Origin of the sequence: Burkholderia sp. 567 (assembly GCF_040545115.1) — a bacterium.
Lineage (GTDB): Bacteria > Pseudomonadota > Gammaproteobacteria > Burkholderiales > Burkholderiaceae > Burkholderia > Burkholderia ambifaria.
In genome coordinates this window covers 946692-967104 of the sequence record NZ_JBEPLG010000002.1, presented here as the reverse complement: position 1 = coordinate 967104, position 20413 = coordinate 946692, and the positions used below count along the sequence as shown (strand labels likewise).

Here is a 20413-nt window from a genome sequence, read left to right as displayed (position 1 = left end):
CGCTGCTGAGGCGGCGGCGGGACACATGCGGCCACGGTTTTGCATCCCGGCTGGCGCCAGCGAGCGCGCCCCAGCCCGACGTCCCCTTCACATCACCCGTTGCGGAAGATCTCCGCGTAGGCGCTCAACGCCGGCACCCCGCCGAGATGCGCATACAGCACCTTCGACCCCGGCTCGAATTCCCCGCGACGCACCTTGTCGATCATCCCGTGCATCGATTTCCCTTCGTAGACGGGATCGGTCAGCATCCCCTCGAGCCGTGCACACAAGCGAATCGCCTCCAGCGTGCCATCGTTCGGCAATCCGTATTCCGGGCCGGCATAGCGCGTGTCGAGCACCACGTCCGCCTCGGTGATCGGCCGGCCGAGATCGACCAGTTCGGCCGTATGCCGCGCAATGCGCGTGATCTGTTCGTGCGTGCGCTCGGGCGTCGCCGACGCGTCGATGCCGATCACGCGATCCGCGCGTCCGTCGGCCGCGAAGCCGACGACCATCCCCGCCTGCGTGCTGCCCGTCACCGAGCAGACCACGACATAGTCGAACTTGAACCCGAGCTGTGCTTCCTGCTCGCGCACTTCTTCCGCGAAGCCGACGAACCCGAGACCGCCGAGCGGATGCTCGGAGCACCCGGCCGGAATCGGATACGGCTTGCCGCCCGCCTGCCGCACGCTCTCCATCGCTTCTTCCCAACTGCGGCGAATGCCGATGTCGAAGCCGTCGGCAACGAGCCGCACGTCGGCGCCCATCATGCGCGACAGCTGGATGTTGCCGACGCGGTCGTACACGGGGTCTTCGTAGTTCACCCAGTGTTCCTGCACGAGCACGCACTTCATCCCGAGATGCGCGGCGACGGCCGCGACCTGGCGCGTCTGGTTCGACTGCACGCCGCCGATCGACACGAGCGTGTCGGCACCTTGCGCGAGCGCGTCGGGGACGAGGTATTCGAGCTTGCGCGTCTTGTTGCCGCCGAACGCGAGGCCGCTGTTGCAGTCCTCGCGCTTCGCGTACAGCTCGACCTTGCCGCCGAGATGCGCGCTCAGGCGCTTGAGCGGCTGGATCGGCGTCGGGCCGAACGTGAGCGGATAACGGGGAAAGCGTTGCAGGTTCATCGACAAGCTCCGGATAGCGGTGGGCGGAAGATCGGACGGTCGGGCGCGGCCGGCGCGCCATGTCCCGATGGAAAAATGATAGGCAGGACCGCGCGAAATGAGCTTGCGAAATAAATGACACGGACCTACGTTATCGATCGGAAGAAGACGAAACACATAATTTTGATTCGTGAAACAGACAGGAGAGGTAATGAAATTAGATCGAAGCAACGCATTGCCGGCCGATGCGCCGGCGCTCGATCGCATCGACCGCGCGATCCTGCGGCAACTGCAGCAGGACGCGTCGATCTCCAACGTGAGCCTCGCGGCGAAGGTAAAGCTGAGCGCGCCGGCGTGCCTGCGGCGTGTCGAGCGGCTGAAGGAAATGGGGCTGATCCGCGGCATCGTCGCGCTGCTCGATCCGAAGCCGCTCGGTGCCGGGATGCTGGTCGTGATCGGCTTCGTGCTCGATCGTTCGACGCCGGAGGCGTTCGCCGCATTCGAGAAGGCCGCGCAGAAAGTGTCGGGGTGCGTCGAATGCCACGTGGTGACCGGCGAATTCGACTATTTCATGCTGGTGCGCACGCGCGATAACGAGAGCTTCAACCGGTTGCACGCCGAACAGCTGCTGTACCTGCCCGGTGTGCGGCAGGTGCGCTCGTTCATGGTGCTCAAGGAGATCCTGTCGACGCATGCGCTGCCGTTGTAGCCCCGGCGGCGGGACTCGCGCTCGCCGTCCCGACGCGCTGCCAACCGGTCGGGGCCGGCGGCGGATCGATCTTCACGACCGACTCGCAACGGAACGTTGACGTCTGCCCGACATCGCCCAAAACGGCCGAACGGCAGCGCTTCCGGGCACGATTGCGTCATCACGACGTTGCTTCGAACGATCGCGTATGCTCGTTCCGTCGCGGCGATGGCGGCTGCCGTAGCCGGATCAATCGTGTAACGACCGAACAACGAGCGAGGGCATGATGGCAAGACAGACGATGGCGGAATACCTGGCGAAGACGCTGGCGGCAGCGGGCGTCGAGCGCATCTGGGGCGTGACGGGCGACAGCCTGAACGGGCTGTCATTCAGCCTGAGCCAGATGGGCTCGATCCGCTGGATGCATACGCGCCACGAGGAAAGCGCCGCGTTCGCGGCCGGCGCGGATGCGGCATCGACCGGCCGGCTCGCGGTGTGCGCGGGCAGCTGCGGCCCCGGCAACCTGCACCTGATCAACGGCTTGTACGACTGCCACCGCAATCACCAGCCGGTGCTCGCGATCGCCGCGCACATTCCGTCGACCGAGATCGGTCTCGGCTACTTCCAGGAAACCCATCCGCAGGAACTGTTCCGCGAATGCAGCCATTTCGCGGAACTCGTGACCAACGCGTCGCAGTTCCCGCGCGTGCTCGCGCGCGCGATGCGCACGGCGATCGAGGAACGCGGTGTCGCGGTGATCGTGCTGCCGGGCGATATCGCGCTCGGCGACGGCCCGGAGGAAGCGCCGGCGTGGAGCGAATCGGCGCCGCCGTCGATCCTGCCGGCCGATGCCGATCTCGACCGGCTCGCGGCGCTGCTCAATGCATCGGACGCGGTCACGCTGCTGTGCGGCAGCGGCACGCAGGGCGCGCACGACGAAGTGGTCGCGCTGGCCGACACGCTCGGCGCGCCGGTCGTGCATGCGCTGCGCGGCAAGCAGTTCGTCGAATGGGACAATCCGTTCGACGTCGGGATGACGGGGCTGATCGGCTTCAGCTCGGGCTATCACGCGATGGAGTCGTGCGACACGTTGGTGATGCTCGGCACGGATTTCCCGTACCGCCCGTTCTATCCGGCGAACGCGAAGATCGTGCAGATCGACTGGAAGGGCTCGCAGCTCGGCCATCGCGCGCCGCTCGCGCTCGGGCTCGTCGGCACCGTGAAGGAAACGATCGCGGCACTCCTGCCGCGCCTCACGCGCAAGACGCAGCGGCGCTTCCTCGAGAACGCGCTGAAGCACTACGCGGCCGCGCGCAAGGGGCTCGACGACCTTGCGGTGGCGGAGCCGCCGGGCCGCGCGATCCATCCGCAATACCTGACGAAGATCGTCGACGAAGTCGCGGCCGACGACGCGATCTTCACGGCCGACGTCGGCACGCCCACGTTGTGGGCCGCGCGCTACCTGACGATGAACGGCAAGCGCCAGTTGCACGGCTCGTTCAATCACGGCTCGATGGCCAACGCGATGCCGCAGGCGCTCGGCGCGCAGGGCGCGCATCCGGGGCGGCAGGTCGTGTCGCTGTCGGGCGACGGCGGGCTGTCCATGCTGCTTGGCGATCTGCTGAGCGCGCGGCAGCTCAACCTGCCGATCAAGATCGTCGTCTACAACAACAGCCTGCTCGGCTTCGTGTCGATGGAACTGAAGGCGGCCGGGTATCTCGACACGAACGTCGACCTGAGCCCGACCGACTTCGCGGCGATCGCGAAGGGCGCGGGGATCTTCAGCGTGCGCGTCGAGCATTCGGAGAACGTCGAGCAGGCGCTGCGCACCGCGTTCGCGCACGACGGGCCGGCGGTCGTCGACGTCGTCACGTCGAAGTACGAACTCGCGATGCCGCCGAAGATCGAGATCGCGCATGCGAAGGGGTTCAGCCTGTTCATGCTGCGCGCGATCCTGAGCGGGCGCGGCGACGAGATCGTCGAGCTGGCGCGGACCAACCTGCGGTGAGGTGGGGGGGCGGCACGCACCGTCAGTTGGCCACCGTGTCGCCCCCGGCAGCCGTCCATTCGCGCACGGCCTGCACGAACAGTCGCAGCGCGGCCGGCCGATGCCGGATCCGACCCGATGACCGGATGCGGGCGATCGCGGCGTCGTTCGTCGCGTTGTCGAGATTGGCGACGGCGGCCCGCACGCGCAGCAGCACGTCGGCGAACGTTACCCGCGCAGCTTCAGCAGCGCGTCGACCGCTGAGCGGATGTTCGGCGACGGCATGCCCGCCTCGATGGCGCAATCAGGCACAATCTTCATGTCGCCTTAAGTTTGCGTTTCCTAGAATCGATTGATCGCCGCTTCGCCGCGGCGGATCGATTTGTCGAGGAGGATGCACGTGAAAATGCCCGATGTCGTCGTACCCCTGTTCCCAACGCTCATCGGCACGTCGAAGCTGAACGCGCAACCGCGCAAGGTGGGCCGATGATCTGGCCGAACGCGTTGCGCGTCTCGGCATTGTTCGTACGCGAGTGGGTCGGCCGCCCGGCCGCGGTGGGCGCGTTGTGCCCGAGTTCGCGGCATCTGGCGCGCGAGATGGCCGATGTGGTGCCGGATGGTGACGGGCTCGTCGTCGAACTCGGCGGCGGCACCGGCGCGATCACCGCCGCACTGCTCGAGCGCGGCGTCGCGCCGCGGCGCCTCGTCGTCGTGGAGCGGTCGCCGGCGTTCGTCCAGCACCTGCGGCGGCGCTTTCCCGGTATTTCGATCGTGTCGGGCGACGCTCGGCAGCTCGAGCGCCTGCTGCCGAGCGACGCGCGGGTCGACGCGATCGTGTCGTGCCTGCCGCTGCGCACGCTGCCGCGCCAGGATGTGACGGCGATCGTCAACCAGTGCCAACGCGTGCTGGCGGTCGACGGGGTGATGATCCAGTTCACCTACGACCTGCGCTCGCCCGACCGTCATCCGCTCGGCGATCCGGCATTTGTTGCCGACGCCAGCCGGATCGTGTGGGCAAATATTCCGCCCGCGCGCATCGTGACGATGCGCCGCGCCGCCATCGGAGAAGTGGCGTGATGCCGGTGTGATGCCGCGCTTCCTTTCATCGACTCTGCAAGTGCTTTCGGATGTGGCTCATGTCGCAGCGTCCGGCATGCGTGCCGCCGGTCGCGACGCGGCCTGCCGGATGAAGCGATCGAGCGGCGTCGCATAGCCGCGCGCGATGATCGCACTCAAGCCGGCCGACAACACCAGATAAGCGACGAGTAACACGAGCTTGTCGTCGCCGTGCATCGCGGACGGCGGCCACACCGTGCGCAGCGCGCCGAGCGCGATCAGGTGGAACAGGTACAGCTCGTAGCTGAGCCGGCCGCTCCAGCGTAGCGGCGCGAGCACGCGAGCCTGCGCTTGCTCGCCGTGCGCCTGCGCGCCGATCAGCAGCACGGCGGTGCCGAGCGCCATCGCGGATACGCCGAGCACATGGCTTTGCGCAATCGGCCATGCGAGATAAAGCACGGTCATGGCGATCGCCGTCAGCCATTGCACGGGCGCGGCCGCGAGCCGCCGCCAGCCCGTGCGCCCGGCCAGCAACGCGGTGCAGCAGCCGATCGCGATGCCGTCGAAGCACGCGAAATACGCATACAGAAACCCGGCTTCGTCGCCCGCATGCGTGAAGCGGTACACGGGACCGATCGCGGCGATCGCCAGCCAGAACGCGAACAGGCGCGCGTCGCGGCGCAGCGCGATGCACAGCAGCGGAAACGACAGGTAGAACACCTCTTCCACCGACAGTGACCACAGCACGCCGAGCGCATAGTTGACCCATCCGTATGCGCCGATCAGCACGTTCATCCAGAACGTCAGCGACGCGAGATTCACGAGCCAGAACGAAACGGCGACACCCTGCGGCGCGTGGTTCGCGAAGATCGGCACGCCGGCTGCCGCCAGCGCGTTGACGAACGCAAGCAGCAGGAGCAGGCACGGGACGATGCGCGCGATCCGCGATGCGTAGAACGCGCGCACGTCTATCGCGCCGAGACTGCCCCAGCGGCGGCGTGCATTCGACGTGATCAGGTAGCCGGAAATCACGAAGAACATCGTCACGCCGTAGTTGCCGTTGCGGACCACCGCATGCACGGCATCCCAGCCGAACATGTGCGCGATGGACGTGTCGCGCAGCGAATACGGAATGTTGAAGTGATGCAGCAGGACGAGCAGGATCGACACGCCGCGCAGCATGTCGATCCGCGCATTGCGCAGGCCGGTACTCATTGCGGCTGCAGCGCGCGCGAGTGCCTGCGCCTGCGGCGCGGCGAACGCGTCGCGTGAACCGGGGCCGGCGTCGGGTCGTGCGTCGAGCAGCGTGAAGTGCCGGTGTTTCAAGCGAGACTCCATCGGATCGGGGGTAGGGCTGAATTCGCCGGATGCAAGCGGGGTCCGGCATCGCGGACGCCGAACATCGAGGTGGCACACAGTGTATCGGCGCAGCGTGGGCGGTGGTCCTGTCAGCGTTGACGGGCACCGGCAGCGCCAGCCCGCATGCCGTTTTTTGCACCGCAACCCCGTTTTTTTGCACGGTATTGATGCGGTGCCTTCTAAACTGGGTTCGTCAGGCCGGGAACACCGATTGCTTGCAGTCGATTCGTCGCCGTTTTATCGGTCGTCGGGCTTCGTCGGCCGGTCGCGGCGGACGTTTGTGCGCCGCGTCGAATGCGGCGCTGCCTTCGCCAAGGAGGATCCATGTACCTCACGGAAGAAGTACACACCGCGCGTCCCGCTAGCCGTCGCGTGCGCGTGGTGACACTGCCGTCGGGCAGACAGCTCGCCCGGCAGTTGCTGGTGACGGTTCGCGCGGCGGATGTGCTGCTGCGCCAGGCGATCCGCTTGCCGGATCGCCATCAATGGTCGGTCGACATCGAACGCGTCGACGCGGCCGGCGGCCCGCTGGCCGCGTGGGATTCGCACGTGACGTTTCGCGTCGCGAAGGTATTCGAGCCGGGCGTCGACGCGAATACGCGCGCCGGCGATCCCGAGCAGGTCGCGGTCGAGATCCGGCTGTTTCTGCCCGAGCAGGCTTATATGGGCGAGCAGCGCGTCGGCATCTTCGGTCGCCGGCACGGCAACCGGTTTGGCGCGACGCTGTCGGTGACGGCCGGGTCGCAGTGGGGCGGCCGGCGCAACGAATGCGTTCCGCCGGCCACGCGGCACGTGCACGGCGACACGCTCGAGGCGCTCGTCGACACCGTGGCAGGCATCGTCAACGCCGCGTTGCTCGCGGCCGGCCATCCGCAGCCGGGCGGTTCGTGACGGCGCTGGCGGCGCCCGCCCGCTCACACTTCAGGCATCGCCGGCCTGACCGGTTTGCCGCTGCAGGTCTTCCATCAACTGATCCGCGAGAAAGTCGCATGGCGGGCGCTTCGATTTCGTGCTGCGCGCGAGGATCAGCTCGAGCGGCGGCAGATCGGGCAACCCGTGCGAGCGGCCGAGCATCGACAGTTGCGCGGGAATCGCGCAGCGCGCGAGCGGCGCGACCGCAAGGCCTGCCTCGACCATGCTGAGCAACCCGAGCAGGCTCGGGCTTTCATAGGAAGTGCGGAACGGCAGCTTCGCGCGTTCGAGGCTGCGGATCGCGTTCTCGCGCGCGACGCTGCCCGGCATGAACACCGCGATCGGCAGCGGCCGTTCTTCCCAAACGCGCGGCCCGTTCGTCATCGCGGCCCACGCCATCGGCTCGTGGCGGATGAAGTCGCCGGACAGCCCCTTGATGCGCGTGCCGCATACGAGATCGACGGTGCCCTCCTTCAGGAGCGGCGCGAGCGCGCTGCTCGGCAGCCCGATCACCTGGATCTCGACCTTCGGATAGGTTGCCGAGAACTTCTTCAGCACCGACGGCAGCAGCGACGACGCGTAGTCGTCCGGGACGCCGATGACCACCTTACCGGTCACTTCCGGCCGCACCACGGCCGCCCACGCCTCGTCGCGCAGCGCCAGCATTCGTCTGGCGAATCCGAGCAAGACCTCGCCTTCGCGCGTGAGCACGATGCTGCGGGGCTTGCGCACGAACAGCGGGCGGCCGATCGCGTCCTCGAGGCTCTTGATCTGCATGCTCACGGCCGACTGCGAGCGGTTCACCGCTTCGGCGGCGCGGGTCATGTTGCCGGTTTCCGCGACGGCGACGACGGTGGCCAGCACGTCGTGATCGAGCATCTTCATCGGTATCAGGAAAACTGAACGTAACGATCAGCATTATGCGTTTTTATTGTCGCAATGTGTCTGCCATAGTGGAATCGAGCCCGCCGTATCGTTCGATGTGGTGCGGCAATCAGCCGGCGTGCCGGCATGCGGCGTTGAACAGGGAAGAGTGGTGTACCGATGATGGATCATCCGTTGCGCGCCGCACTGGCCGCCGAATTGCATGCCCGGCCATTCCTGCGGCTCGCCGAAGCTGTGTCGCTCACGCATTACGCGATCTACACCGACGGCCAGCCCGACATCCACGAAACGCTGCTGCACGCGCTGTGCCGCGACACCGGCATCGCCGTGCCGCACGACGGCGCGACCCACTACGCGGTGCAGTCGCCGTGCGGCTGGCATCTGAAGTGGGAGCGCCACACCGAATTCTCGACCTTCACGTTCGTCGCGCCGCGTCGCGACACCGGCTATTTCGACGATCTCGCGATCGACGGGATTCCGGCCGCATGGTTCGCGCGGCTCGCGGGCATCCGCTTCGTCGCGGTGCGCATGGAGTTGCTGTCGGGCGATGCCGCGCGGCTCGTGTGCGGCGACCTGCGCCGCTGGATCGACGGGCCCGCGCTCGTCGGCAGCAACGTGCTCGGCGGCGGCAAGGTGTTCTGCGACTGGCACGTGCGCGACGACGGCTTCATGCGCTTTCTCGTCATCGACGAGGATTTCCGCGAGGAGCAGGGCGGGCGGCTGCTGCAGCGTCTATATGAAATCGAGACGTACCGGATGATGGCGCTGCTCGCGTTGCCGGTCGCGCGGCGGATGAGCCGCGAACTCGACGAGATTCACGCGGCGCTGCATGCGCTGATGCAGCGGATGGATGCGAGCGGCGCCGACGGCGACGACGCGGCCCTGCTCGTGAAGCTTACGCATCTCGCGGTGCGGGTCGAAGCGCTGTCGGGGTCCGGCGGCCGCTTCAGCGCGTCGCGTGCATACGAAAAGCTCGTGCTGGCGCGCATCCACGAATTGCGCGAGGAGCGCATCGAAGGGATGCCGACGATCGCGGAATTCATGGAGCGGCGCTTCGCGCCGGCGATGGAAACTTGCCGCAGCGTGTGGGCGCGCCATGAGCAGATCGCCGCGCGGATTGCCCGAGCGGTCGACCTGCTGCGCACGCGCGTGAATCTTGCGCAGGAAAAGGACGTGACGCGCCTGCTGGTCGGTATGGAGCGGACCGCGCGCAATCAGTTGCATTTGCAGCACGCCGTCGAAGGGCTGTCGGTGGCGGCCATTTCGTACTACGTGCTGTCGCTTGCGACCGCGGCGTTCAAGGCGCTGCATGTGATGAACCTGCCGGTCGATCCCGAACTGGCGGAAGGCCTGCTGATCGCGCCGGTCGTGTTCGCGGTGATTCATATCACGCGACGCACACGCGCGCAGCTCGCGCGGTCGGAGGCCGCGCATGACGGCGCACCCGTGCCGACGGTGAATGCAGCGGCGTTGAAGCAGGCGAATTAGAACATCAATGACATATCAATAGGAGTGGAGATGACTTTTACGCAAACGCAAGCTCAGTTTTTCACTGGCCTCGATGCATTCGACGAGCCGATGTGGGACGAATCCGGCGCGCCGGAGGAAGTGCACGTGACGTCGTATCAGGCCGTGCTGCAGGAGCCGATGACGTCGCTCGTCGGCAGTACGATGGATCGGCCGGATGTCGCGGCGGTGGCGATTCTTGGGTATAACTGACGCGGGATTGAATGTGGGCGCCACCCGGTCGCGTATGCGCCGGGTGGTTTCGCATTGCCTGCCGGCGTGACAGGGGATGGTATTGCTCCGGGCAGCTGCTCAGTCGCCGGAGAGATCGCCGATCGAAGCGCCGTGCGGAATCTGGCCGGATGTGACCTGCCTGACGTATTCGTCCTGCGCATCCTTGATGTTCTTCGACACATTGGCGAGGACTTTCTTGACGTAGTCCTTTGCCGCGTCGGTCTTGCGCGCGACCCAGCCTTTCTCCTCGATTTCGCGAAGCTGCATGAATACGCCGTCGCCGAGCGACACATTGTTGAGCCGGGTAATCGTGTTGTGCACGAAGTTGTCGAAGAACGCGATCACTTCCGGTGACAGCTTCGGCGGATGTACCCATGCGGTAGCCAATGCGCGCACCGTCTTGTCCGAAATGTCGTCGACCGTACGGCGCTCGCCGAAGGTGAGCTGCGGAACCTTGGAGTTCGGATCCTGGCTCTTGTAGTACCAGTCACGGCCTTCGTAGTTCGGCAACCCACCACCGTGCGGGAAGACGGCGTTGTAGACGTTGGCGTCCACGGTGTTGATGAACAGGTTGTTGCCGGTACTTTCGTGCGCAGTGCGATCGTGGACATGACGTGCCCATGACACGAACAATTTCTGGTGTTCGAGGAAGTGCGTTTCGAGTGGGCCGTTCGATTTCGGGAGCATCGCGGTATAGGCGGCGAAGAGGTCATTAACGGTCAGGCTTTTGCCGTTGACACTGATTGTCTTCTGAAAATCGAATTCGCGAGCAACCGCTGGGTCGGTTTCGCGAAGCTTTTCGAGTGGCAGCAGCGGCACACCGGCCGACCATGCTCGATCCAGCATGTTTCGTGCCGATATACGTGCCAGCTCGGCTGACTTGTGATTTTCGCCTTCGTGAAATCCACCACCCACATCTGCCTGACTACCCGGATACACGATTTCCAGCAGATTCGCGTGATCCGAAGATTTTCTAGGCGAATCCAGGTTCTTGTAGAAGCGCAACTCCGTCGCTGCGACGTGATGGACGATCGACTTGAATTCCTTTTGAATATCGTATTCGCCAAGCGTTTGCTTGGAGAGACTGAGAAAAATGCTAAGCCCCTTGATGCTGAGACTGGCGCCTTTTCCTGCGGCTGGCACGACACCAAGAACAGGAGCGACGGCCTTCGTGAAGATCGAGTCCGCGTAGGATGTCGAGACACAGTCGAACAGTCCCATGAAGTCGAATTCGACAGTGTATCCCTTATATGTAACCTTCCCGTCCTTCTTCTGGCATACCTGGCCGATCAATTCGTTTGCGAACTTGCGGGCGATGGTGCCGCCTCTGTCGTAGCCGAAAACAGCTACGCGAATACGCTTGAGCTCGCGAGGATCACTTTCTATTGCGCGTTGGACATTGGCTTGAAAGTCGGCAAGTGCCTGACTGACACGGACGTCGAAGCCGGTGCCCAAATATGCTGCCGAGAATTCGCTGTCCCGTATTGCCGGAACCGCGTCGGCCGCTGTTGATATCCCGGCGGGGATAAGGTCGGTGCCGACTTTTTTTACCGTAAAGGACTCCTTGAGGGATTTTTTTATGGTGTCCGGCGCGTGGTCGACTGCTTCGAGTATCGATGATTTCGCGTGTGCGAATATCGATTGATTGGCTCGATCGGCAAGTATTCTCTGGCCCATATCGGCCCCGACTTTCTTGGCAGGATTTTCGATGCCTTTGCCTTTGGCTTCCTTGAATAACGCGGCACCACTATCGCTTACTACCTTCTTTAGCGTGCCAACCGTCTGATTGGGCAGGGCACGCCCCATGCCGGCATAGTATGTTCGATAGATACCGGTTGAATTGTCACTTCCTATATGGGCCTGGTACAGGCGCGCGATATTCGAAGGATTTTCGTCGTCGAGGCTTTGCCCGAAGCCGTCAAAGAAGAACGACTGATAGATCTCCTGGTGGCAACGAAAGCATGGACTGGGAGGCTCGGCGGGAAGCTGTGTGCTGACGCTAGTCGCCCGTGCGGCGCGCGATGATCCTGCAATGGCGCTGGATCGTACGGGCTTGGCACCTTGGGCGGGAATCACATCGTTAGGCATGTTTTCCTCCCGATTACTGCAAGTTTGGATTGTGCGGGTCAGTTGGCTGTTTGGCCCATCGCGCTTCAATTTTCTGCTTCGGCAAGAAATAGAATTCGATATATCCACCGTGCTTGTCAGGTAACGGAGGAATATCGATGTCCGTCTCGAAGACTTCGTTAGGGAGGTTTTTCTTGTATTGTTCCTGAGTCAGCTCGTACTTGATTTTGATGTGCCAGGTTTTCTTGCCACGAGGTACATCCATGCAACATACCGTTCCGCCACCGCCCCCCGGCTGATGCGCACGTACGTTGCCTGCACCAAATTCATCGATCTTGAAACTGTAGATACTACGATCGCTGAAGTTATAACCAATGACGCGATAGGGGCCAAAATCTGCGGTTTGCGCGTGCACCCACCATGCGCCACCGAGCAGCAGCACGGCGACGGCGATCGGGTTGCGAATGAAGCGGCGGAGAAAATTCAGCATGTCGGTGTTCCTGGAATTCGGTTCGTCGCGGACGACGCGTTGCTGAGTGGGTCTGTCGGATGCTCGACCCATTGGGCTTCGACCTTGCGGTCAGGCAGGAAATGAAACTCGATATAGCCGTCGCACCTTCCCCCCGTTGACCCGGCTTAAGGCGGCGCACCAATTGCCGCCATCGTCGCCGATTGCCGTTCGGCTGCATAGCCGGCCAGCGGATGCTCGTCCAGCAGTTCCGTCCACACTTCCGTATCGACATCGCCGAGCGACTCCGACAACGGCGGCGGATCGTCCCCGCGCGCCGCGATCTTCCCGGCAATCGCCGGATGCGCGTCGAACGCCGGATGCACGTTCATCCCGACCAGCACAAAGTACGCGAGATCGTTTTCGTTCACGAGCCCATGCCGGCTCCGCGCTCGGGCCACCAGGTCCTTCACATAGCGAATGCCCCAGCGGTCCGGCACCGCTGACATCGGCGGCAGCAGTTCGTCACGCAACTGGAAATAGAGGGTCTCGGCGAACCCTTCGCGGGCGAGCGCGTCGTATTGCGCGTCCGTGAACACGATCGGCGTCGCGGCGGGCGCGGGCAGCGGCCCTCGTTCGTCGCCCGCCACGGCCTCCCACGGATCGAACCGGTAACGCAGTTCGACGAACGCGGCCAGCAGTTCGCGGCGCTGCGCGGGCGTCAGGATCGGCAGGAGGTTCTCGAGGACCGACGGATCGTAGTAGCGCAGCAAGGCCTGTCGCGTGTCGGGCAGCGTGACCTCGGCAAGAGGATGCAGATAGGCCGCGAGTTCGGACACCGCATGACCCGTCGCGAGCCACACGACGAGGTCCGACTCGCCGCCGGCATTCAGCAGGTCCAGCATCATCGCGTGCGATGCCTCGTCGTCTGCGCTCAGGTCGAGCAGGAACGGACCGATTTCAGGCCGCGACGCCTCGAGCATTGTGTCGGGGTACAGCGATTGCCATGCAAGGCCCCGCGCACGCGCGGCGTCGAGCATGGTGTCGTCCAGCGCGCCGTCGACGAGCGCAATCAGACGCAACGGGCGCGTGTGCCCGGCCTGCCGCGTGCGATGCCAGTCGCGCATGTCGTCGTGCCGTTGTGCGGCACTCGTGCGCGGCCATTGCGCCGGCAGTGGCAGCGCGCGCGTCAGATCGCGAAACGGCTTCATGGAGGCTGCGTCGTTCATGTGCGGGGCGTCAGTGCGGATTTCATTTTCGCGGCGCTGCGACGACATTCCGAACATACGCCTTCGGGCAGGCGTGGCAGCGGATAGTCGATGCTGGTCGGGCCCGAGAAGCTGTGGTTACCGCCCTTGAAATCCACTTTCCCGGGCGCGTGAATCTCGATGCTACCGTTACCGATGCGAATGTATGCACCGCCGGACGTCAACAGGATCGGCTGCTTCGACGCGATGTCGATTTGTGCGGTGGCGGCGACGACCTTCACTGTCTTCTGCGCAGTGAGTTGCACGTCGTCGTCATGCGCGCGGATCTCGACCTTGCCTTTGCCGGCAAACAGCTTGATTCCCGAGTTCTGCGCGAACAGGCTCACCGACGAGATCACGCTCGCGATCAGCGATTTTCCGGCTGCGATGTGCGTGCTCTGGCCGCTGATGACGTTGACGTGCTTGTCCGCGACCATCTGCAACGACTGCTGGCTGGCCATCCCGATGCCGGCGGGACTGCCGAACAGCATCACGGGCTGCGCGAACGCGTTCGCGTTGCCGGTGCCGCCACCCGCCGTGCGTCCGCCCGAAGCCGCGCCGGACGCGCTCTGCTGCGTTGCGTCGGTAAACGTCTTCAGCGCATCGCGACCGGGCTGCAGCGTGTCGGCCTGATGGGCTTCGCTCGCGCCGGACAACGATTCGAGCAGGCTTTCGCCGCCGACGAGCTGTTGCTGCGCCTCGCGGACGTCGAGCGGCTGGCTCGACACGGTCTTCGGATGCGTCGTGACGTACAGGCCCTGGCTCGCACGCACGGCGCCGTAGGCATCGGACCGCAGGTCGAAGCCGCTGCCGACGTAAGCGCCGCGCGTATTGCCGGAATGCTCGATCAGATAACCGATGTGCAGTGCGCTGTTCGCCGTGCTGCTGTAGAGCTGCGCGCGGTTCTGCCCGGTTGCGTCGTCCATCACGAGCTGGTTGTAGCCGCTGCCCGCGTATTCCTTCGAACGGAAGCCGGACAGCAGGCCGTCGGTATGCCACTGCGGTTTGGTCGCGCCGTTGTAGAGACGGGCCGTGACGATCGGCCGGTCGCAGTCGCCGGACATCCAGTCGACGATCACTTCCTCGCCGATGCGCGGCACGTGTACGCTGCCGTACCCGCCGCCTGTGTCCGACGATGCGACGCGAAGCCAGCACGATGCGCGGTCGCCGCCTTCGTTAAGGCGATCCCAGTGGAACCGGACCTTGATGCGGTTCAGTTCGTCGGTATGTACTTCCTCGCCCTTGGGGCCGGCGACGGTTGCGGTCTGCAGGTGCATCTCGGGCTTCTGATGTTCGAATGGACTGCGGAACGGCACTGCCTGGCGCTGGGCTTCGACCTCGACGAGATAGAAACCCTCGCTGCCGTCGGTATGGCGTACGGTCATCGCGCTGACCGCGTCGCCGAGCTGTGCCTGCATTGCGTCGAAGCGCGCGGCCAGCCCGTGCGGAAACGGCGACGGCGTGGCCGGAATGTTGTTCCTGATCCACCAGACCGTCTCGACGACGGCAAACCGGTTGGCGTCATGTTCGGTGGGCGGATGCGCGGGATGGTCGGTCAGTTCGAATACCCGGCCCGCATCGATGCCGCGCATGCCGCCGATGCCGTGGAACCGCTTGGCGCGCGACTCCCATTCTTCCATCCGGATGGTCGACTGACGGTTGCCGTCACCTTGGGGGCCGTACGTATAGGCGCCCGTGTAAGTGTAGACCTCGGCCTGATCAGGCAATTCACCCTGGTCCGGCCTGGTTGGGACGTCGGTGCTTTTTGGATTGAGTGCGGTGCCGGGTGACTTGTAGTCGAAGGTGCGCGTCGTGTAACGGCTGCTTTGCAGTGTGCGCGTGCTGGACCACTCGGCGAGAGCTTGGGTCTCGTCGCCCGAGGAGGCGCGCTGGAAAGGCACGCGGGCAGGCGTGGCGGCTGGCAACGAGTGCAAGGAATCGGTGATCACCAGCGTATGGTGCGAGCCGTCCGGAGCCTGCTCGAAATAGCCGAACAGGCCTTCATCCTCGAGCAAGCGATGAACGAAATGCCAGTCGTCCTCGAATTGCATGCAGAACGAACGGTTTCGCAGCGGTGCGGAGAGCGCGAAACGGAACATGCCGCCGGCTTGCGGATGCTGGTTGAATACGTCGGTAATGATGTCGTCGGCGGTGCGGTCCTGCCAGATGCGCTGGTCGCGCCGGTAGCGGAGAAACCCGAGCCACGACATGAAACGAATCTGGTATGCGGTGATGCCGCCGTCGAAGCCGAGCCGACGCGCGGTCTGCACATAGCCATGCCACGGCAGGTAGGTGTCGCCTTGCTGTTGGATCCACAGCGTGACGGGCTGCGCGATCAGCTTTTTCAGTTCGATGTTGTCGCGAGTCGAGATGGCGTCGACCGTCAATGCGAATTCGCGGCCGAGCCGTGACGTGCCATGGACAGCCTGGGGCAGCAGCACATTCCCGCCCAGCGGTGTATCGAGCTTGAGCAGACGACCTTGCTGAAACAGGCCGCCGGCGATTGCGCGAACGAGTTCTTGTGAATTCATCGTCGTGGCCCTCTTGGATCGAGAACGATGAGTTGGCGACTTTATCGTCGCATTTGTCGTATGAATGCTCTCGGTAGGCGATTTTACCGGATTAATCGCACCATTTCGGTATCAAATCCATCGGATTTATTGGGGGACCGATGGCAGCCGGCGACACCGGCGGCGGCCTCTTACATACGCTCGCTGCCTGTCGCCTCAGTGATCCTGAGCGCCCGACCGCCTCGGCGCGCTGCGATAAGGCTCCTCGCACGGCAGCAACAGGGCCGTACGCCGCGGCACCGCTGGTTCCAGCGCCACGGCGACGAGATCCATGCTCGGGGCGGTCGTTGGGGGTAGCAGCGTCGCGAGAATCGCGCGGCGCACGATCTCGATCATCGCTGATCCCCGCGCACTCGCAGGCCCGCCTCGCGTTGCGCAAACACCCGACGCGCTATAGTCGTGCGACACCCGCTGCGGACGCTCCGCACGTCCGGCCGTCCATTCACGCACGCCTTCATTCCATGACCGCGCATCCCGCCGTTTCCCTTCAGCTGACCGACACCGAGCAGCCGGCCGCCCGCGACTTCATCAGCCGCAAGCTCGGCGAATTCAATCACGCGGTGACGGGCCGCGCCGACACGACGGCGCTCGACGTCTACGTGACCGATCCCGCGACCGGCGAGGTATTGGGCGGCCTCACCGGCCGGACGTCGCTCGGCCTGTTCTTCATCGATCTCTTCTACCTGCCGGAATCGCTGCGCGGCGGCGGCTTCGGCAGCAGGCTGCTGCGCGAGGCCGAAGCGGAGGCAAAGCGGCGCGGCTGCGCGCGCGCAGTGCTGTACACGATCACCTTCCAGGCGCCGGATTTCTACCGCAAGCACGGCTACGAGGTATTCGGCGAAGTGCCGTGCGAGCCGGAGGGCGCGGCGCGCGTGTTCATGGTCAAGACGCTTTGAGCGACGTTGCCCGAGTCACCGCCCCGGCGTCGCGCGCTCGACGATCATGTCGTACAGCGCCTGCGCCGCGGGCGACAACTGCGCGGCCTTGCGCTTGACCAGTACGAGCGTGCGCGACACCGACGGTTCGACGAGCTCGATCGTGCGGATCATCGGATACGCGTTCTTCTGGACCGCGAGCTTCGGCACCACGGCCGCGCCAAGACCTTCCGCGACAAGCCCGAGCGCGGTCGAACTGCGCTGCACCTCGTAGAACGAATGCAGCGACACGCCGCTCGTCTTCAACGCACCTTCGAGCAGCCCGCGATTGCCGCTCACTTCACCCGCGAAGATCAGCGGATGCGGCTGCAGCGCCGCCCAGCGAATCCGCCGCCGCTTCGCGAGCGGATGATCGTCGCGGCAGACGAGCACGTACGGATCATGCGTGAGCGGCACGCTGACGAGTTCGGGATGCTGGTCGCCGGCGATGCTGATCCCGAATTCCGCTTCACGCCGCAGCACGGCTTGCAGCACCGACGCCGACGCGTGATCGAGGATCTTCACGCGATCGTGCGGCCGGTGCCCGGAGAACGCGCGCAGAATGCGGGGGAGATACTGCACGCCGACGGTGGGCACGCACGCGATCGTCACGTCGCCGCGCTGGCTCAGGCCCGTCTCGCGGATTTCGGTCAGCGCATCCGACAGCTCGTTCAGCAGGCGGCGGGCCTGCGGCAGGAAACGTCGGCCGATTTCGGTGAGGGTGGTGCGGCGCGTCGTGCGCTCGACCAGCGCGACGCCGAGAAACGACTCGAGCTTGCGCAGCCGTTGCGTGATCGCCGTTTGCGTGACGTGCAGCGTGTCGGCGGCCTGCCTGAAGCTGCCGCCATCGGCGATCGCGACGAAAGCCTGAACACCAAGCGTATCGATTTTCATCAGAAATATGAATCAATGGCGATATTGAATTCATTTTACTGACGAACGCCGAAATCGCAGAATGTGTTGCATCGCCGGCTGTCTATCTCCCGACGCCGTCCACGCCGACCAGGAGGCCTACCGTGACGACCCCACCCGATCAATACGCGAAACAGTATGTGCGATTCGAAGACGAACGCACGCGGCCTGTCCGCGACCTGCTGGCCGCGGTGCCCGATACGCCGATCCGTACCGCGATCGACATCGGCTGCGGGCCCGGCAATTCGACCCAGGCGCTGATCGCGCGTGCGCCCGACGCGACGGTCCGCGGCATCGACGCGTCGCCGGACATGATCGCGGCCGCGCGCGAGCGCTTGCCCGCGCTGCGTTTCGATCTGGCGGATGTTTCGACCTGGAGCGATCCGGGCGGCTATGACCTGATCCTGTCGAACGCGGTGCTGCAGTGGGTGCCCGCGCACGCCACGCTGTTTCCGTCACTCGTCGGCTGGCTCGCGCCGGGCGGCCATCTCGCGGTGCAGATGCCCGACAACCTCGACGAACCCGCGCACCGGCTGATGCGCGAAGTCGCCGGGGCCGGGCCGTGGGCGGACAAGCTGAAAGACGCCGCGCGCACGCAGCGGTTCGATGCGCGGTACTACTACACGTTGCTGTCGCCGATGTGTTCGCGAGTCGATGTATGGCGCACGACTTACTACCATCCGCTGAGCGGCGGCGCCGATGCGGTCGTCGAATGGTTCAAGGGCAGCGCGCTGCGGCCATTCCTTGCAGCGCTGGACGACGACAGCGAACGCGACGCGTTCATCGCGCGCTATCGCGATGCACTCGCGGGACCGGACGGCTATCCGGTGCTCGACAACGGCACCGTGCTGCTGCCGTTTCCGCGACTGTTCATCGTCGCGACGCGGAAGTAATGCAACAGCAAGACTGGTCTCGGGGCGGCAGGTTGTAGCGCGTCAGGACAGCGGCCGCATCGTTTCGGGATCGACGGTCCGGCTCTTCGCGCTCTGCCCGTCGCGCAGATCCTTGTACCAGAACAGCGCGACTTCCCCGTCGTTCACGCCGTCGGCGTACAGGAAGCGGTCGTGGCCACCTACGACGAAGCCCGCACGGGCGTACGTGCAGCAGGCCGCGACGTTGTTCGCCTGCGTTTCCAGCCGCATGAAGCCGAACCCGCGGCTGCGCGCCCACGCTTCCGCGGCCGCCAGCAGGTACTGGCCGATTCCTTGCCGCCGGCACGCTCGATCGACCGCGAGTTCCGCGATCTCGGCCATCCCGTTCCAGCTTTCGGTGATCGCGACGAATCCCGCAAGGCGCCCGCCCGCAGTCGCGCGGAACAGCGCGGTGCCGCCGCACGCCTCGCGCGCCCAGCCGGCCGGGTCGAAGCCGTAGTCCTTGCGTCGCACGGGCAGCGCGCGCAAATCGAGCAGGTCGCGGTACGGCGCATTCAGTTCCCACGCGATCTCGAACGAGAAGTCGCATCCGTTCAGTTCGTCGGCGGGCAGATCGACCGCCTGTTCGATGCTGATGTGCTCGGCTCGGTCCATGTGTCGGTGTCCTGTCTCGAGTGGCTGCGCTCGCACAATCCGTCCCCCCGCGGCGCCGTTCAACGCCCGATTATGCGGGATATCGGCGCGGACCTCGCCGCAGTTCGATTGTCACCATCGGATTGGGATTTGTCGACGGTGCTGCGCGTGCATGTGGAAGAGGGTAAAGAGGAATCCGAATAATCGAATGCCAATTGATGCAACCTCGAAACGGCGGCGCTGCCATCGTCGATCAACAGTGCAACGCGCGGTTCGCGGCTCAGCAGCGGGCGGCCGATTCGCGCGTGTGCTGCCCGATCACGAGTTCTACGCATGGCCCGAGCAGCAGCACGTCGACGCGCTCCAGCGCCGCGACCGCAGCGCGCATCGCGGCAAGATGGCGGTACCGCGAATTGCTCATACCGTCATACCGAATCCACGCCACCCGATTGCTCGCGAACCCTATGCGTGCCGCCGCGCGCTTCGACTATGCTGAATTGTCTGCGGCCGGATTTCCGCGCCGCAACGCGGCGAACCGGCGATGGCGGGAGGGCGCGATGAGCGAGCAAAGCAATGTGCAACTGGTGCAGGAGGCGTACGCGGCGTTCGGCAGGGGCGACATCGGCGGCGTCCTGCAGACGCTGTCCGAAAACATCGACTGGTTCATCCCGGGGCCGGCCGACGTCGTACCGTTCGTCGGCAGGAGACGCGGGCCGCGGGACGTCGCGACGTTCTTCGCTGCGCTTGCGGCGACGCAGACCGCGGAACGGTTCGAGCCGCTCGAGTTCATCGCCAGCGGCAAGCGGGTCGTCGTGCTCGGCACGCAGCGCTGGCATGTGCTGTCGACCGGGCGCACGTACGAGGACGACTGGGTGCACGTGTTCACTATCGAAAGCGGGAAGATCGCGAAGTTTGCCGAGTACCACGATACCGCCGCCGAAGCGGCCGCACATCGTTACTGACAGCGCCGCGCGCAGCTGGCTGCCGAGGAACCCAGGTCGTCGCCAACGGTCCGAACGGCCGCCCTGGTCAAAC

The 20413-nt window shown here is 64.9% G+C and carries 21 protein-coding genes; 9 read left to right on the top strand and 12 right to left on the bottom strand.

Annotated features, from left to right (window positions below):
- Positions 1-92: 92 nt before the first annotated feature.
- On the bottom strand, positions 93-1109 hold the full coding sequence (locus ABIC50_RS09815) for a 1-aminocyclopropane-1-carboxylate deaminase (RefSeq protein WP_175707747.1): 1017 nt from the start codon (positions 1107-1109) through the stop codon (positions 93-95).
- A 190-nt stretch (positions 1110-1299) separates the two neighbouring features.
- Here ABIC50_RS09815 and ABIC50_RS09810 point away from each other — a divergent pair, with 190 nt between their 5' ends.
- Both ABIC50_RS09810 and poxB read left to right on the top strand, forming a co-directional pair.
- The gene (locus tag ABIC50_RS09810) at positions 1300-1797 is read left to right on the top strand and encodes an Lrp/AsnC family transcriptional regulator (protein ID WP_354163448.1); all 498 of its coding nucleotides are present in this window, start codon (positions 1300-1302) and stop codon (positions 1795-1797) included.
- 265 nt (positions 1798-2062) lie between these two features.
- Positions 2063-3784, top strand: coding sequence for a ubiquinone-dependent pyruvate dehydrogenase (gene poxB / locus ABIC50_RS09805; RefSeq protein WP_354163669.1), 1722 nt, complete (start codon positions 2063-2065; stop codon positions 3782-3784).
- Between the two features lie 22 nt (positions 3785-3806).
- Here the strand turns inward: poxB and ABIC50_RS09800 are convergent, their stop codons facing one another.
- Positions 3807-3980 carry a hypothetical protein gene (locus ABIC50_RS09800; protein WP_354163446.1) on the bottom strand — a complete coding sequence of 58 codons (174 nt, stop codon included), beginning with the start codon at positions 3978-3980 and terminating at the stop codon, positions 3807-3809.
- 269 nt (positions 3981-4249) lie between these two features.
- On the opposite strand from ABIC50_RS09800, the gene ABIC50_RS09795 reads away from it, so the two are divergent.
- On the top strand, positions 4250-4840 hold the full coding sequence (locus ABIC50_RS09795) for a class I SAM-dependent methyltransferase (protein ID WP_166723184.1): 591 nt from the start codon (positions 4250-4252) through the stop codon (positions 4838-4840).
- A 57-nt stretch (positions 4841-4897) separates the two neighbouring features.
- Here the strand turns inward: ABIC50_RS09795 and ABIC50_RS09790 are convergent, their stop codons facing one another.
- On the bottom strand, positions 4898-6034 hold the full coding sequence (locus ABIC50_RS09790; RefSeq protein WP_354163667.1) for an acyltransferase family protein: 1137 nt from the start codon (positions 6032-6034) through the stop codon (positions 4898-4900).
- Positions 6035-6502: 468 nt separating this feature from the next.
- On the opposite strand from ABIC50_RS09790, the gene ABIC50_RS09785 reads away from it, so the two are divergent.
- On the top strand, positions 6503-7069 hold the full coding sequence (locus tag ABIC50_RS09785; protein ID WP_126226448.1) for a hypothetical protein: 567 nt from the start codon (positions 6503-6505) through the stop codon (positions 7067-7069).
- 30 nt (positions 7070-7099) lie between these two features.
- Here ABIC50_RS09785 and ABIC50_RS09780 read toward each other — a convergent pair whose 3' ends face one another.
- Positions 7100-7975, bottom strand: a complete 876-nt coding sequence (locus ABIC50_RS09780) for a LysR family transcriptional regulator (protein ID WP_012365223.1) — start codon at positions 7973-7975, stop codon at positions 7100-7102.
- 159 nt (positions 7976-8134) lie between these two features.
- On the opposite strand from ABIC50_RS09780, the gene ABIC50_RS09775 reads away from it, so the two are divergent.
- Both ABIC50_RS09775 and ABIC50_RS09770 read left to right on the top strand, forming a co-directional pair.
- A complete protein-coding gene (locus tag ABIC50_RS09775; RefSeq protein ID WP_354163444.1) occupies positions 8135-9463 on the top strand; it encodes a DUF3422 family protein in 1329 nt (442 codons plus the stop codon).
- 30 nt (positions 9464-9493) lie between these two features.
- On the top strand, positions 9494-9694 hold the full coding sequence (locus ABIC50_RS09770) for a hypothetical protein (protein WP_175664461.1): 201 nt from the start codon (positions 9494-9496) through the stop codon (positions 9692-9694).
- Positions 9695-9793: 99 nt separating this feature from the next.
- On the opposite strand, the gene ABIC50_RS09765 is transcribed toward ABIC50_RS09770, so the two are convergent.
- From ABIC50_RS09765 to ABIC50_RS09745, 5 genes are all read right to left on the bottom strand, one after another.
- Complete coding sequence (locus ABIC50_RS09765; RefSeq protein ID WP_354163442.1) at positions 9794-11803, bottom strand: phospholipase effector Tle1 domain-containing protein; 2010 nt, start codon at positions 11801-11803, stop codon at positions 9794-9796.
- Between the two features lie 13 nt (positions 11804-11816).
- A complete protein-coding gene (locus ABIC50_RS09760) occupies positions 11817-12272 on the bottom strand; it encodes a DUF3304 domain-containing protein (protein ID WP_354163440.1) in 456 nt (151 codons plus the stop codon).
- A 146-nt stretch (positions 12273-12418) separates the two neighbouring features.
- The gene (locus ABIC50_RS09755; protein WP_354163438.1) at positions 12419-13441 is read right to left on the bottom strand and encodes a DUF4123 domain-containing protein; all 1023 of its coding nucleotides are present in this window, start codon (positions 13439-13441) and stop codon (positions 12419-12421) included.
- A 14-nt stretch (positions 13442-13455) separates the two neighbouring features.
- Entirely contained in the window at positions 13456-16008 is a 2553-nt protein-coding gene (locus ABIC50_RS09750; RefSeq protein ID WP_354163436.1) for a type VI secretion system Vgr family protein, read from the bottom strand.
- Positions 16009-16203: 195 nt separating this feature from the next.
- Complete coding sequence (locus ABIC50_RS09745) at positions 16204-16383, bottom strand: hypothetical protein (RefSeq protein ID WP_354163434.1); 180 nt, start codon at positions 16381-16383, stop codon at positions 16204-16206.
- Between the two features lie 125 nt (positions 16384-16508).
- On the opposite strand from ABIC50_RS09745, the gene ABIC50_RS09740 reads away from it, so the two are divergent.
- On the top strand, positions 16509-16943 hold the full coding sequence (locus tag ABIC50_RS09740; RefSeq protein WP_354163433.1) for a GNAT family N-acetyltransferase: 435 nt from the start codon (positions 16509-16511) through the stop codon (positions 16941-16943).
- 15 nt (positions 16944-16958) lie between these two features.
- Here the strand turns inward: ABIC50_RS09740 and ABIC50_RS09735 are convergent, their stop codons facing one another.
- A complete protein-coding gene (locus tag ABIC50_RS09735; RefSeq protein ID WP_105833691.1) occupies positions 16959-17855 on the bottom strand; it encodes a LysR family transcriptional regulator in 897 nt (298 codons plus the stop codon).
- Positions 17856-17977: 122 nt separating this feature from the next.
- On the opposite strand from ABIC50_RS09735, the gene tam reads away from it, so the two are divergent.
- Positions 17978-18766, top strand: coding sequence for a trans-aconitate 2-methyltransferase (gene tam / locus ABIC50_RS09730; protein WP_354163431.1), 789 nt, complete (start codon positions 17978-17980; stop codon positions 18764-18766).
- Positions 18767-18808: 42 nt separating this feature from the next.
- On the opposite strand, the gene ABIC50_RS09725 is transcribed toward tam, so the two are convergent.
- Both ABIC50_RS09725 and ABIC50_RS09720 read right to left on the bottom strand, forming a co-directional pair.
- Entirely contained in the window at positions 18809-19399 is a 591-nt protein-coding gene (locus ABIC50_RS09725; RefSeq protein ID WP_269017682.1) for a GNAT family N-acetyltransferase, read from the bottom strand.
- Between the two features lie 259 nt (positions 19400-19658).
- Entirely contained in the window at positions 19659-19799 is a 141-nt protein-coding gene (locus ABIC50_RS09720) for a hypothetical protein (RefSeq protein ID WP_354163429.1), read from the bottom strand.
- Positions 19800-19935: 136 nt separating this feature from the next.
- Between ABIC50_RS09720 and ABIC50_RS09715 the strand changes: the two genes are divergently transcribed.
- Positions 19936-20340: a nuclear transport factor 2 family protein gene (locus ABIC50_RS09715; RefSeq protein WP_138849892.1), complete on the top strand. Its 405-nt coding sequence runs from the start codon at positions 19936-19938 to the stop codon at positions 20338-20340.
- Positions 20341-20413: the final 73 nt, after the last annotated feature.